Origin of the sequence: Halobacillus alkaliphilus, assembly GCF_900113125.1 — a bacterium.
Classification (GTDB): Bacteria; Bacillota; Bacilli; order Bacillales; family Halobacillaceae; genus Halobacillus; species Halobacillus alkaliphilus.
In genome coordinates, this window is record NZ_FOOG01000035.1 from 1 (window position 1) to 14245 (window position 14245).

Genomic DNA, 14245 nt, shown 5'->3' on the forward strand with positions numbered 1-14245 from the left:
CATCGTCCCCCTTCGGACCTTGCGATATATGGAGCTCAATATCATGTTTAAAACGCCCCGATTTATGTTGGAGATAAACTTATAACAATAAGCAATTACGTGTGGGAAAGTCCCGCTATAGAAGCATTTGAGACGGATCCAGCACCCTTCTATCTCCTATAGAAGGGTCCGTTCACTATCCCTCCATCATAGGGTGGCGAAGGAAACGACGAGACTCCCGCGGGAGAAGGAGCTAGGCGAGACCCCACAGGGAGTGAAACGAGCGAGGAGGCTTGCCAGTTCCCCCGCAGGAAAGCGAGTTGTTTCCGCAGCGACCCTTATCAAATTTTTGGCAACGGACCCAGATTATCTCGAAATTGAGTCTTCAAGTATCCGGCCCGTTAGCTTAATAAACCTTTTTTTGAAAAAATCAACAACAGCGTTTAACAGAGCTCAATTTAATTAACATCATGCTTAATGAGAAGAAAGTGATTCCTTCTGCTTGTTCTCATATTCTTTCCGATAAATATTTTTCAAATGAATACGATGTGCTAAACGAATAGTTGGTCGGATGAGCATTTGCAGACTTCCAAGTACAAATAAACTCACTCCCCATGTTTTAGTAGCTTCAAAATAAAAACAAACACTTCCGATCAGAAACCAGAGTCCCAGTAAAAAATCATTAACCGTGTAGAGTACTTCATAGCTTTTTTTGAAGAATAAATCGTGTTTCCCCATTTCTATATCCACGTATTGATCTTTACTATGCTTTTGTACGTCGGCTTTTTCATTAGGTAGATTACTCATTCCGATCCTCCTTCCGTGAACTTCTATTTATCTTCATACCCGATAAATCGACAAACAAAATCATTTTTTTCAGCTGCATGGAATGGAGAAACCCTCTAATTAGAGGTACAATAAACCTAAATGAATTTTTACGGAGGTGACTTTTACTTGGGCTTATTTCTAAGAGTGTTAGGTTTGTCTATCTTATTTCTAACAGCTGGGTGCGGGCTTTTAAATAATGATGAAGAAATGAAGACCGTTAATAAGCAGCCCACTTCAACGGTTGATCCTCAAGATAAGAGTTCAATTGATTTTTCCAAAGAGATCAGTATAACGGCTATTGGAGATGTGCTGATTCATGACCGTGTCTATGAAGCGGCTGAAACCTCTGAAGGTTATAACTTCATGCCCATGATGGAACAGACGGAACCTTACCTGGATTCATCCACCATTACCATTGCTAACCAGGAAACGATGATCGGCGGAAAAGAATTAGGACTTTCCGGATACCCTGCTTTTAACTCCCCTGTAGAAATAGGTAATAATCTAAAAGAACTTGGAGTAGATGTGGTAACCCTTGCGAATAACCACACGTTGGACAAAGGAACAAGAGGAATTAATAATGCGATCGAGCACTGGGAAAAAATTGATATGAAATACACAGGAGCTTATCAAAGTAAAGAAGACAGCGAAGAAATCCTTGTGTACGACACGAAAGAAGGAATTAGTGTAGCTATATTAAGCTACACGTACGGAACCAATGGTGTAAAAGCGCCGGAGGGGAAAAGTTATGTAGTGAATCGAATCCAATTTGATAAAATGGCCCAGGACATAGAAAAAGCGAAACAACAGGCAGATGCCATCATTTTAAGTCTGCATTTTGGAAATCAGTACGAGCCCTATCCCAACCAGTCTCAAAAAGATCTCGTCCAATTCGCCGCGGATCGAGGAGTCACTGCTGTGATCGGTCACCACCCTCATGTCCTTCAGCCATTAGACTGGGTAGAAGGTAAGGAAGGCAATAAAATGCTGGCCGCTTATTCCCTGGGAAATTTTTTCTCAGGCCAGGAATCATTTCCTAAACGAGTCGGAGGTATTCTCACCTTTAACTTAAAAATGGACAAAGACGACAATAACCAAGTAAAGGTCGTAAAACCAAGGTTTAAAGTGACTTACGTTACATCCGCAGGAGAGCATGAATATGAAGTGGTCCCTATGGATGAAGTTCCAAGCTTAAAAGAAGAGTATGAAGTTCAGAAGGAACACTTAACTCAATGGATGCCTGAATTGAAATTTATGGAATGAAAGAGGCGGAAAGCCAGGAGCTTTCCGCTTCTTTCTATATTCAATCTTCCTCCGTCTGCAGGTCTACAATAATACTGCTCAAAACGAGCGTGAGGATAATGGATGCGATTGTAAAAGCGAATGAAAAGGTCATATATTCTCTCTCCTCTCTTACCACGTTTGGAATCGCCCTGAACCTGGAGGGGCGTGCTGAATAATCTCAGCTAACGGTATCGTATAAGCAAGAGCAATTAATAGAAATGCAATGCCGATCCATATTTTCCAATTTTCCAAGAAACGCGGTGTCATACTAGAATCGCTTTCAGCAATTGGAAACGCCTCGTAGGTTTGTTCATCTGCTTTTGGAGCAAGCCACCAAAGTTGGATCACAATGAAAACGAGCAAAACAGCGGACAAGAACAAGATAGATCCTCCGACAGCCATCGTCACATGATTGGTTAATAAGCCATCAAACCAGGCGAGTGCATCATCGTGGGCATACCCGGTGTAAGCTGTACGCCTTGGTGCCCCAAGTAGTCCCAGCAAGTGCTGAGCTGTACTCATGAGCAGCATGCCAATAGACCAGGTAGCAATTTGCAAGAAGGCCAATTTCTGCAGGGACTTCGTAAACCGCCGGCCCGTTAAATTAGGAATAAGCCAGAAGGTTAAACCGAAAAATGTCATCGCTACCGGGGTGCCTACTGTGATGTGAAAATGTCCAACGACCCAAAGCGTATTATGAATAACCTCATTCATTTGAAAACTCGCATTGATAATACCCCCGGCCCCACCTGGGATGAAGAAGGCCATAGCTATGAAGATGGATGTAAAACGAACATCTCTCCACGGAAGCTTACGAATCCACCCAAAAAGACCTCTGCCGCCAAGCTCCCTCCCTCTTATTTCAAACGTAGCAAACATGGAGAAGGCTGTAATTAAAGATGGGATAATAACCATAAATGTCAAAACCGTCTGCAAAAATTTCCAGAAACTAGAAATACCAGGTTCCGTTAACTGATGGTGAAACCCTACCGGAATAGAAAATAATATAAACAGTACAAAAGATAAACGGGCCAGAGAATCACTGAATACTTTTCCTCCAATAATCTTTGGCACAATGACATACCATGCCATATAAGCCGGGAGCAGCCAGAAGTACACAAGAGGATGACCGAAATACCAGAATAAGGAACGACTTAACTCGACATTAATCCCGCTCGTCCAGCCAAAAGCCCATGGAATGAATTGAAATAGAACAGTGGCTACAACTCCAAGACAGGCAATGACCCAGAGGATAATGGTTGCAATCGCCATGAAAGCAAACAGCGGACTGAGTTCCCCTTTATGATTCCGTCTCCAGACGGCATAATGCCCGACCAGACTGAATCCCTGAATCCATGTGCCAATTACAAATAAGGCAAGACCAACATAAAACAATCCGTGAGCTTGAAGTGGAGCATAAAATGTATACAATACGGATGCCTGGCCCGCTACTACCATGACCACGACCAGAATGGTTCCTAAGGCGGTCACAGCGAATCCAACCCAGTTCCACAACCTCACCTTCGGGCCAAATGCTCCGAGAGTTCGGCTCATTCCCGCCTGAAAAAAGGCAAAAATAAAGAAAGTTGTAAACACAATAGCCAGTAACAGTCCGTGAGCAGTGAGAATCTGATAGTAATCCAGCCATTCTGGCAGTTTAAGAGCATCATTCCTAATAAACACCTGCAGGAGCCCGCACAGCGTTCCTATAAGAAATGCTGAGTAAGCAAATCCTAAATTGAATAACGCTACTTTTCGATCTTCAGCTGCAATTTCTCCGGTTTTCATTGTTCCACCACCTCAATTTCTGTACTCATAAAATGGTGGCCTGAGCCACAATACTCGTTACAAATCACCAGATAAGATCCTGGTTCTTTAAATGTGTGTGTGCGATGGTTAATCTGACCTGGAACGGCCATCATATTTACGTTCGTTCCAATTATAGAGAAACTATGAACGACATCTTCACTCGTTAACGTGAATGTAATTTCTTTCCCTGCAGGCACTTGGAGCTTGCTTGGTTCATAACCAAATGTAAGTGCGATCATAGCGACTTCATACGTTCCATCCTCTTTTTTATGAAGTCCTGGCTGATCAAACGGAGCCGTTTCACGTACTTTCTCCGGATCAATGGTCATATGTCCGCTGGATGGTGCATGTCCCTGTGCAAAAGCACTTACTCCTACAACGGATAGAAAAATGATAAGAGCAATAACTCCAAATCCCAGCCATATTTTTTCATACTTGTGTAAATGCATCCTTACTCCCCCCTACATACGAACGATATATAATAAATAAATACAAACCCACATCACGACAATGACGACTCCAACGGCCATTACACTGATTAAAGTTCCTTTCAAGTTTGGTTGAGATGGGCCACTTTTTTTCATGGGCCAGACCTCCTTTTATGTATTTGATCTATTTCTATTGTATTAGTGTAGAGGGACATAATAGAATCGGGGAATCCCCCCATTTGTGGTGGTGAAATCCCCCAATTCAAAAAAAAGAAACCTTTTCATCAGGTTTCAAGTGGTATATATAATTCAATTCTCGTACCCTTATTACGTTCGGAAGTTATTTCAAGTTCTCCTCCTGCCGCGCGTGCCCTTTCCTCCATGCTGAAAAGCCCTACTCCTTTTTGTGCACGGTTGTTCATAAAGCCTTTACCTTGATCAGTAATAGAAGCGAAAATCCCACCGTCCGCTTCTTTCAACACGATAGAGGCTTCATCTACGCAGGCATATTTTCGTATATTGGTCAGTGCTTCCTGAATGATGCGGTAAATCGTCGTTTCGATTTGAGGCGATAAACGACAGGAAACGGAGGAGGTAAAATGTACCTTCAATCCATACGAATGGTTAAGACGATTTAAAAAAGAACGAACAGCAGGCATCAACCCCAGCTCATCCAATGCAGACGGGCGGAGCTCCCATGACATGTCCCGCACGTTTTGAATTAAATCTCGTATTTCATCTGTCATCTGGTCTAAAAGGGAATGGTCCACTTCCTGCTGGACACGATGCATGCTAATAAGCAAGCTGTACAGCTCTTGCCCAATTCCATCATGAAGCTCTCTTGAAACCTGCTTTCTTTCTTCTTCTTGTACGTGGATCAGACGCGTCATCATGTGTTGAAGCTCCTGCTGAACCCTTTTCCTCTCCGTAATCTCATTACGGATGGCCAAATATTGGTATGGTTTTCCTTTATCATTTAAAAAAGGCACAATGGTCGTATCAACCCAATAGAAGCTTCCATCTTTAGCCTTATTCTTAATTTCTCCCTTCCACACATGCCCGGCACCTATCGTACGCCACAGATTTTTAAAAAACTCTTTAGAATGATGTCCTGAATTCAGAAGCCTATGATCGTTTCCAATCAATTCTTCCACTTCATATTTAGAAACCTCACAAAACTTCTTATTTACGTAACGAATTCTTCCTCGTTGATCTGTAACAGCAACAATCGAAGACTCGTCAAGCGCATATTTAATATCCACGAGTTCTTTCAATGGTTCGTAGGATTCACTATCAAGCAGGCTTCTCTCACTCAGGTTATGGATGGTTATAAAATAATTCGGACTGTTTCCACCCATCCAATAGTGAACGACTAAAAACACAGGAAAAGGATTCCCAGTCATAGGCTTTGCGTAATACTGCAGCAATACTCCCTTTTCACAATGAATAAGCTCTTCTACAGAAAAATGAAGAAACAGATCTTCCACACATACCTCAGCCGAAGAAATCTGGAAAAGAAGTTTCGCTTTTTCATTGAAACTTTCTACCATTCCGTTTTCTCGTAAAACGAGAAATCCTTCTTCCTTAGAGGAGATTAGAGCGGGAGGGAAGGGACTGTGGTTTGTCATGATAAACCTCCTTGCTTCAAATAATCACTTATGCGAGCTGCATAAGGACGCCATTGCTGTTCTGACGGTAAATCATGCTCATTTCGATAACCTATCAGCAGTACCGCGTCAAATAAATGCCCCGTTTGAAGAGGGATAGCAGCAAAGGATTGAAGCTTTTCTGCTAACACTATGGGGTATTTCGACAAAACTAAAGGAAGGTCCTTCCTCGAACGGCAGAGAAAAGTTCTTCCTGTCTGCATGACGGTTCCCGCCACACCCGAACCATAGGAAATAACCATGCGTTTATATTTATCATTCAAAGGGTGACTCACATACTTCCACTGTATCTGCTTTGAATGATAATCAAACTTTGCAATTGCAATGACACAGGCATCAACTTCCTCTTCCAGTTCGTTGCATATTTCTTCTAATGGGGTGACCACTTTTTCTCTCTCCTTTGCTACAATGAATAACCTAGCAGACCTTTCTTCCACGCATATTCCACTAATTCAGGACGCGTTTTAAGCTGCAGCTTTTCCATCACCCGTGCCTTATGAGCTTCGACGGTTTTCACCGAAATCACAAGTTGAGCGGCAATGTCTTTATTCGCAAACCCTTTAGCGACCAAAGCCAGTACTTCTCTCTCTCGATCACTTAGTAAGCGGTAAGAGTCTGTCTTAGCACCGTTTTTCAGCTTGCTCATATAATCCTCCATCAATCGTTTCGTTGCGGATGGATACAAATAGGCATCTCTCCCAGCCACTTGCCTGATGGCTTTTACTAATTCCTCATGTGGAGCATTTTTCAAAATACACCCGGATGCACCTAATTCAATGGCACGGAACAAGTATTCTTCATCATCATGCATCGTCAGAATTAGAATCTGGGTCTCAGGGAATTGTTTTTTTATTTCGGAAGTAGCTGATAATCCATCTTTTCCATGCGGCATAGAAAGATCCATCAAAACAACACTTGGATTCTTCTCCTCTACTTGCTGGTAAGCTTCGTTTCCTTCTGAAGCTTCTCCAATTACACTAAAATCATCGACAGCGTCTAACAGCATCATAAGCCCTGAGCGTACGACGGCATGATCGTCAACAATGACAATCGAAATCATGTTATCTACTCCTCTTTATTCAGCCTTTAAACCAGCGCCATTCCACCACGTCTTTATTGCGTTGCCACTGCATTTCCATCGTGGTATCTCTCTTGATAACTTCAAGTAAATCCTCTTGTTCAGGCGGGAATTCATCCAAAAAAGAATGATAGCGGAAAACAATCTCTTTCCCGTCGACTTCAATGAATACTTCGTCTGTATCGGCGTACTCTATAATCATTCGTATGGTAAGCTGAAGCGCGCGAAACGCCAGTACATCCTTGGTAGAAAAAACCTCCGTGAGTTTGTAGGAGGTGGGGAATTCAACCCTTATACCATAGCGTCTTTCCACTTCTTTTATATATTTTTTAAAGGCCACCGCCAGTCCATATTCATGAAAAGATAAAGGATAGATTTCATTTGAACGGCTTCTCATTTCTTCAATCAAATGTGAAATAAGGACATGAGCTTCTTTACAAGAATCATCCTTCGAATCAATACGATGTAACGCACTCGTTAACAAATGAGCGTATCGCTCATGTAAATCATAGGACATTTCATAAAGCAGCGATTCGTACATGTGAGAGACTACATATAATGGGGAACGAGTGGTATCATTCATCACTTTAACTCTCCCTTCTTTATTCTACATACCCTCTATATTACACGCTCCTTTATTATGTTCCTATTAGGGCATTCCCTTATTTTAAGGCTCTGTTAAGTTTCCGTGTTGATTTTAAGGTAAAGCTCCCGTTTGTTGAAACTAGATTTCGAGATAGTGGTTATGAGGAAGGTCGAAATCGAGTCTTACAGTATGCAACTCTTCAGGTTAAAGATTTGCTTTTCAAGAAGAGACTTTAATAGAATCTATTAAAAAATCCTGCACAGAATAGAATGCAGGATTCATTAATTATTTAGCGGCTTTACAAAGAGGGAAGGTATGACATTACTGTCTTGAGTATTGAATGCTTTCTTGAAGATTCAATTCTTCTATCAGGCTGGACAATTCATCCAGCAACGCTTGATTAATGGCTTTAATATGCTTTTTCTTACTGTCAATATCGTCCCTGTATTTGTTAAATAGTTCGATCCAGTCTTTTAGATCATTTATTTCACCCAGCTGTCTCTGAAACGATTTAAAGTATTTCGCTTCTTCCTTGTAGTCAGAGTCATAAATGGTGTGAAGTGCATTATGAATGTACCTGATCTTTTTGGAGATTATTCGGACAGAATGTAAGGTATTCAGAGTTTCTTCATCCGTACGCTCCTGTTGTGAAGACACTTCTAAATACTTCTCTATAGATTCAACAAAACTGTTTTCGAACTCCCGGGTTCTCTCATTTACTTGAAGGGGCAGGACAAAATATCGCAGCTCCTTATCTTTAAAGTACTCCCATTGCTCCACAAAGGCTCCATCGATGATTTCAGGCAGCTTATTTTTAAGCTTCTTCTGATGCTTTAGTCTTTTCTTGGCTACCTGGTCGCTGAGCTGACGGTACACTTCTTCATGCTGCTCTTTTGAAGATTGTTCCGCACGATCTTCAAACTCTGTAATAAACACATCGCGTTCTCTCACTTTCCCTAAACGTTTATGGGCGTCATTTAAACAATCCACTAATGGATGGGTGGTGACATGAATAAACTCCAGGATGGCACGAATTTTACGCCCGTGGACACGAGCCTGGTGCACACTTTCCTCGTCTTCCTGCTCAAGCGAAAGCCTGCAGTACTCCAGGTAGGAGTCAACTAATCCCTGAAGGTACTCCCTCCAGCGGTCTACTACTTGCTCATTTCCAGCTCCCAGACAATCCTCGCAGACTAGTTTCTTTTTAACAGACACCAGCGAATCTGTTGATCCGCAAATTTCACAAACCTGAACCTGATCTTGCAACACAGCGTAATCATGATCGAACGTAACATCAATCTTTTTCCCCTGATTCCAGTCAAGCTCGTTTCTGTAGTCAGCAGGAATAAGCAAGCGGCCATAGCTGTCTAATGTCTTAACGGAGTCTCCTTCTTCATCCGTTACTGAAAGCTTTAATCCTTTTTTATGACTCAAAGGTTCCAGCATAAGGTTTTGATTCGATAATTCCAACTGGTCTCTGATTTCCTTGGGGATCACTAGCCTGCCCATTTTGTCGATCTGCCTTGTGAAAGCTCCACTCATAACCTAACGCCCACCTTTTGAAAGCTTTTATACAGGTCAATTCCCAGACTTCAGCACTTCCTAACTAATTTCTAAATATTTTTACAATTTCTTTATGATTCTGACCCTTACATATATTCCCACAGACCGCGCATCCTATGAATGGAGGTGTTAATGATGCAGCCATACTTATGTCCCAACTGTAAAACCAATCGATCCAGGTTCAACATCATTGAACAAAAAGCAACATCCGTGAGAATAAATCCGGAGTCAGGTGAAGTGATTAGTGAATACACGTCTGAGAATCTGGATCCTTTTCATGCCGCTTACCAGGGCCCAGACAAAAAAATCCAATGTGGAGCATGCGGTTTGATCGAAGACGAGAAAACATTTGCTGCTTTTGCCAGTTCAAAGCCTATTTAATATCTTTAGCAGCATTTAAAGGGCCGATGGAATTGTTTATCGATTCAAGTAATAGTTCTTATCCTCCATGCGATTGAACAGCTTAGAAGAGGCGTAAGAAGGAAAAACGAGATGGTTTCAATTTTTATTAAAACACCCCCTGCCACAGTGTGACAGGGGGTAAGGGCTAATCATTCATTCGGGAGAGAAAGTCTCCCAGCAGATCATCATCGTCTTCATCTTCTGTTGTTTCCTCATCCTGGGAGTGGATCTCACCTTGTAAAGTATCAAGATTCAGACCATCAAGTTCATCATCGATACTCTTCCATTCTGTTTCAGACTCAGTATTTGATTCTTCCTCAGCATGACCTTGAGCATCATTGCCCGATGAAAATTCAGTTGCCGCTGCTTCTTCTTGTAAATAAAGAGCTTCGTCTATGTCGAATGCATTACTATTAAGCGAAGCTAATAGAGTGGTTGCACGCACAGGATCCATCATTAGCTGATACAGTATACTTCCTATAAGAGCCTCAGAGTGTTCGTGCTTAATCCAGTTTCTCTGCTCTTTATTTAAAGCCTTAGGCAGTGGAATGGTAACTGTTTCCTTATTCTTAGTGTAAGTCTCATTCACTCCATCTAGGACGAATTGGGCAATCTTGCTTGAAAAATTTCGCCTCTCTGTCTCCTTCAGTTGAGTTAATTGTCTCAATAAGTGATCAGGAGTATCCGAGGGGATCCGGAATGTAATCGATTGTCCCCTCTCTATCTTTTTCTTTGATTGACTCATAACATCACCTTATTTGGATGAGCCGGTTTTTTGTTCTACTTTTTTACCTTGTTCTTGATTTTTGCCGTGATTCTTCTTCTCGTTTTTACGGTTGAAATCAGAGATCAATTTGTAGTAGGCATTCGCCATCATCCAAATGCTCTCTTCTTCATCTTCAAAGAATTCAATATTGAAACCATCAAGTTTGTTATTTAATGACTTAATGTAATCTTTTAAGACCGCAGAACCTCCGCCCACAAAGTAACAGATCTCTGATTGGGAGTTTCTCTGCCATACATTCCTTAAGAAACGGTACTGTTTCTTAGCAAGTTCAAGAAGAATACGATCCGTAATATCGTGTACGTTAGTACGGCTTCCTTTAACCATGATATGGTGACGATCATTTTTTCTTGTAATGATATCCACGACATCGCGGCGGCTGTCCAATTCAACTCCATGCTTTCTAAGAATCTCTTCACGAATCATTTCTAATGATTCAGCTACACCTAAATTGAATCCCTGAGCCTTATCATCGTCAACGTTACGGTTTTTAATTACAGCTATATCTGTAGAAAGACCACCGATATCCTGAATTAAAATTTGTTTGTCAATCAATTCTTTGTTAATGATATTCAAATCATTATCCATCACTAAGTTAACGTAGGCAGCAAACCCTTCCGGATAAACTTTAACCTCATCAAACTTAAGATTTACTTTCATTCCTTGATATTTTGGTGTGACAAGGAATTCGATCTGGTGAACAGATCCAAGCAGGGAAGAACGGTACCCTACGTCTTTGCCTTCTTTCACTTCACGAAGCGGCAGTCCTGTTCCCAATGTGTAATTGGCTTCTACCACATTATTCTTCGCCGATTGTGCATTCTTCTCTCTAACTGCATCCAAAGCAAGCGATGCAAAAAGCATAATAAGTGTCTGATCTTCCTCAGATTTATAGCTGCCTGGATCGAGTTCCGTAGAGTTAGTGGTCTTTGTAGCCAGATTACCCACACGATAGATAGCATTATTCTCTCTTAAGGCTGGAGAATGCACTCGAATATGTAGATTATCGAGTGGATCTTTTTCATCCAAGTCCTCTATACCGATAACAGGACGATCTTCTAAGTCTCTAGCAACCACGTTAGGAATATATAGGGATGAATCTAGTTTTCCAAAGTTTGCTTTAACTGCATCGTTACCAACATCAACAGCTGCAATTCTTGAGTTTGTCATTAATCAGCTCTCCTTTTAATTACTATAATTTACCTTGCCCTTCTATTAATCTATTAGACTCTGCCGGAATAGTCAATGTGCCTTTCGGAGTATTCAACTGCGTGTACTTGTTTACTTTTACGCACACATGTTTACTTAAATTGTGTACATGTTTACAATAACGTCCACACGTTGATATAACGGCTTGTATACGCATTTGTAAACATGTACGCATTTACGTGTTCAATTGCCTTACAATTTGTGTACATGAATACATTTATGTGTACATAAATAAATGCACCAAAATAATACACAATTTTACACAAAATCACGGGCTTAGTTTTTCGTTTATAAACAAAATCACGGACTAACCCAGGAAGTTAAAAACTAAAAGGTGAAAAATAAAAAATACCTGTCCGGAAAAATGGTTCCAGACAGGTATTTTTTAAAAAGAAAAAAGATGTTTTATTTCATAGCGGTAGTGTAGGTGGAGAAAAGTTCTTCTAATTTATCTGTAAGAGAGAGCATTAATAAACCATTACCTTCGGCTGATTTAGAGTAACCGAGAGGGAGAGTTCGTTTAATTAACTGCGAGAATATTTCCGGTTCAGACATAGATCTTTGGAATTGAGCTTCCACAAGAGGAATAATGAGGGCTAAACCACCAGCAACATGAGGTGTAGCCATGGAGGTACCCGAAAGACGAGCATATTTTCCTTCTGTATAGGTAGAGAGAATTTTTACCCCGGGGGCTACCAGGTCGATTTCATCGTTGGTGTTCGTAAAGTCTGCGATTGTCCTCTGCTCGTCGATAGCTCCGACTTGGATAACTTCATTATAGCAGCCTGGATAGGCGTATTCATAAGTATTCTCACGCCCATCGCCTTCATTTCCTGCAGCACATACGACAGAAATACCCTGATTCACAGCTTTTTGAACAACCTGATGCATTTCTTCGGCATCTTCCGGGCCTCCAAGAGACATAGAAATAACTCTCACACGCTCTCCCTGGGGTCCTTCCCAGTTAATAGCGTACTCAATAGCACTGATTATCCAATCGTACTGCCCACTCCCCTCTCCAGAGAGTACTTTAAGAATTAACAAATCCGCCTGCGGAGCCACACCTATTACACCCTGTTCGTTATCTATGGCTGCAATTGTCCCTGCTACATGAGTACCGTGGCCATTATTATCGTCATAGTTCGTTTCATCGCCTTCATAGTCATCTGTAAAGTTATAGCCTCCAACAATACGGTTCTCAAGATCTGGATGATCCATTTGACAGCCTGTGTCGATGACAGCAACGACACTCCCTTTTCCCTGGCTGGTTCTGTCCCACAAACTTTGTGCCTCAATCATCTTCACGCCATTTGGGAACTCTTCCGCTTCCTGGAGGATCTGTTCGGTACGGTATGGAATTAACTTCATTTCACTCATTCAACTTCCTCCCCTATTTTGAGTCATGCAAGAGCAAAGTGATAGACTGTTAACTCATAATGATAGGTAAAGCTTTCCATTATTATATCACTTTTTGTAAGTATCTGAATATACAGTCAACTATTATTAGACAAGAATTAAAGAAAGCAGGAAGCTGTTAGGGCAGCCATCCTGCTTTCTTTAACGTTTCTTCAGCTAATAGCGGCACAAGATTATCAAATATATGGGTATCCCCATTACTCACCGCATATCCACCTTTAAATTTGAACCTTGTTTCCCTGAAATCGGTCATTCTATTGTACGCCTGCAGAGCTAATTTCTTATCATCTAACTCCATAGCGTAAAGAATAAGAAAACCATACAGAGCTGGAGATTCGTAATCGACCGTGGGTTCTTTTGTTTGAAGCGAGTAACGACCATAAAGTTTTCCTTTTGCGTCCATTTCTTCAGTAACAAAAGCTGTAAATTCAGAAGAGGAGTTCCCCAGTTTTGCCTGATTTAAAGCCACTAGCACTTGATCAATCATATTAACTTCATTGTTGTAAGATACCTTATTTGAATCAGCGTGGATGGACTTAGGATAGAATCCCTTCTGCAGTTCAGCTTTAGTCAGCAAGGACGTCATCCCCTGAAAGGTGCTGAGAGGGATCAGCTGATGATCTTTGAGCAGCGTTAAGGCTTCCACATCGATATAGGAGTACGTTAGAATATCGGATGTCTGATGGTGGCGACGATCATAAAAGTCCGTCCATATATGGGCTGTTCCAAAATAGTCCTTCATATATTCCCCTATTCGGCTCGCTGTTTCCCCATATTTTTTTTCATTCCACTGCTCTTCAGCTTTGAATAATGCTTCCGTAATTCGAAGGTTATCCACGAGAGCATCCGTATCCACTTCCGCTTCTCCATTTTCAGCAAGTTTCCAAAATATGAATCCATCATCAGTTAGAAAATTGGATTCTAATACACGATAGGCTTCTTTGAATATAGAGTGATCTCCTTTTTCAACTGAGTACAGCATCCACAGCCCCAGTGATTCTGATAAAGCTTCTCTTCCTCTCACTTCATCAGAATCAAGATGTTCTGCGTTCTTTATATAAGTAGCCAGCGTCTCATTTTCATTCGTCATAAAATTTTTTATAAAACTTTCTGTATCTTTAGAAACGGCTTCTGCCCCCCATAATCTTGTGAAAAAGGCGATATTGATAACGACTATAATCAACAGGGATATCATGATGGTTTTTTTCACTC

At 41.3% G+C, this 14245-nt stretch carries 15 protein-coding genes; 2 read left to right on the plus strand and 13 right to left on the minus strand.

The window, feature by feature from the left end:
* Window positions 1–453 precede the first annotated feature (453 nt).
* Window positions 454–786 carry a YrhK family protein gene (locus tag BMZ06_RS15675; protein ID WP_089753370.1) on the minus strand — a complete coding sequence of 111 codons (333 nt, stop codon included), beginning with the start codon at window positions 784–786 and terminating at the stop codon, window positions 454–456.
* 147 nt (window positions 787–933) lie between these two features.
* Here BMZ06_RS15675 and BMZ06_RS15680 point away from each other — a divergent pair, with 147 nt between their 5' ends.
* On the plus strand, window positions 934–2070 hold the full coding sequence (locus tag BMZ06_RS15680; protein WP_089753372.1) for a CapA family protein: 1137 nt from the start codon (window positions 934–936) through the stop codon (window positions 2068–2070).
* 150 nt (window positions 2071–2220) lie between these two features.
* On the opposite strand, the gene BMZ06_RS15685 is transcribed toward BMZ06_RS15680, so the two are convergent.
* The 8 genes from BMZ06_RS15685 to BMZ06_RS15720 form a co-directional block, all read right to left on the minus strand.
* Complete coding sequence (locus tag BMZ06_RS15685) at window positions 2221–3879, minus strand: b(o/a)3-type cytochrome-c oxidase subunit 1 (protein ID WP_089753374.1); 1659 nt, start codon at window positions 3877–3879, stop codon at window positions 2221–2223.
* Entirely contained in the window at window positions 3876–4349 is a 474-nt protein-coding gene (locus tag BMZ06_RS15690; RefSeq protein ID WP_089753376.1) for a cytochrome c oxidase subunit II, read from the minus strand. Before BMZ06_RS15690 ends, BMZ06_RS15685 begins: the two co-directional genes overlap by 4 nt.
* Window positions 4350–4361: 12 nt before the next feature.
* Window positions 4362–4484, minus strand: coding sequence for a cytochrome C oxidase subunit II (locus BMZ06_RS15695; protein WP_089753378.1), 123 nt, complete (start codon window positions 4482–4484; stop codon window positions 4362–4364).
* A 128-nt stretch (window positions 4485–4612) separates the two neighbouring features.
* Window positions 4613–5956, minus strand: coding sequence for a PAS domain-containing sensor histidine kinase (locus BMZ06_RS15700; protein ID WP_089753381.1), 1344 nt, complete (start codon window positions 5954–5956; stop codon window positions 4613–4615).
* On the minus strand, window positions 5953–6381 hold the full coding sequence (locus BMZ06_RS15705; RefSeq protein WP_089753383.1) for a GAF domain-containing protein: 429 nt from the start codon (window positions 6379–6381) through the stop codon (window positions 5953–5955). Before BMZ06_RS15705 ends, BMZ06_RS15700 begins: the two co-directional genes overlap by 4 nt.
* Window positions 6382–6398: 17 nt before the next feature.
* Entirely contained in the window at window positions 6399–7055 is a 657-nt protein-coding gene (locus BMZ06_RS15710; protein WP_089753385.1) for a response regulator, read from the minus strand.
* A gap of 19 nt (window positions 7056–7074) precedes the next feature.
* Complete coding sequence (locus BMZ06_RS15715) at window positions 7075–7656, minus strand: sensor histidine kinase (protein ID WP_089753387.1); 582 nt, start codon at window positions 7654–7656, stop codon at window positions 7075–7077.
* A 324-nt stretch (window positions 7657–7980) separates the two neighbouring features.
* Complete coding sequence (locus BMZ06_RS15720) at window positions 7981–9201, minus strand: CHAD domain-containing protein (RefSeq protein ID WP_089753389.1); 1221 nt, start codon at window positions 9199–9201, stop codon at window positions 7981–7983.
* Window positions 9202–9354: 153 nt separating this feature from the next.
* Between BMZ06_RS15720 and BMZ06_RS15725 the strand changes: the two genes are divergently transcribed.
* Window positions 9355–9603 (plus strand): DNA alkylation repair protein, encoded by a 249-nt coding sequence (locus BMZ06_RS15725; RefSeq protein ID WP_089753391.1) that lies wholly within the window; start codon window positions 9355–9357, stop codon window positions 9601–9603.
* Window positions 9604–9769: 166 nt separating this feature from the next.
* On the opposite strand, the gene BMZ06_RS15730 is transcribed toward BMZ06_RS15725, so the two are convergent.
* From BMZ06_RS15730 to BMZ06_RS15745, 4 genes are all read right to left on the minus strand, one after another.
* Window positions 9770–10369, minus strand: coding sequence for a hypothetical protein (locus tag BMZ06_RS15730; protein WP_089753393.1), 600 nt, complete (start codon window positions 10367–10369; stop codon window positions 9770–9772).
* 9 nt (window positions 10370–10378) lie between these two features.
* Window positions 10379–11578 carry a ParM/StbA family protein gene (locus tag BMZ06_RS15735; protein WP_089753395.1) on the minus strand — a complete coding sequence of 400 codons (1200 nt, stop codon included), beginning with the start codon at window positions 11576–11578 and terminating at the stop codon, window positions 10379–10381.
* 444 nt (window positions 11579–12022) lie between these two features.
* Entirely contained in the window at window positions 12023–12994 is a 972-nt protein-coding gene (locus tag BMZ06_RS15740) for a S8 family peptidase (RefSeq protein ID WP_089753398.1), read from the minus strand.
* A 157-nt stretch (window positions 12995–13151) separates the two neighbouring features.
* Window positions 13152–14243, minus strand: a complete 1092-nt coding sequence (locus tag BMZ06_RS15745; protein WP_089753401.1) for a glycosyl hydrolase family 8 — start codon at window positions 14241–14243, stop codon at window positions 13152–13154.
* Window positions 14244–14245 lie beyond the last annotated feature (2 nt).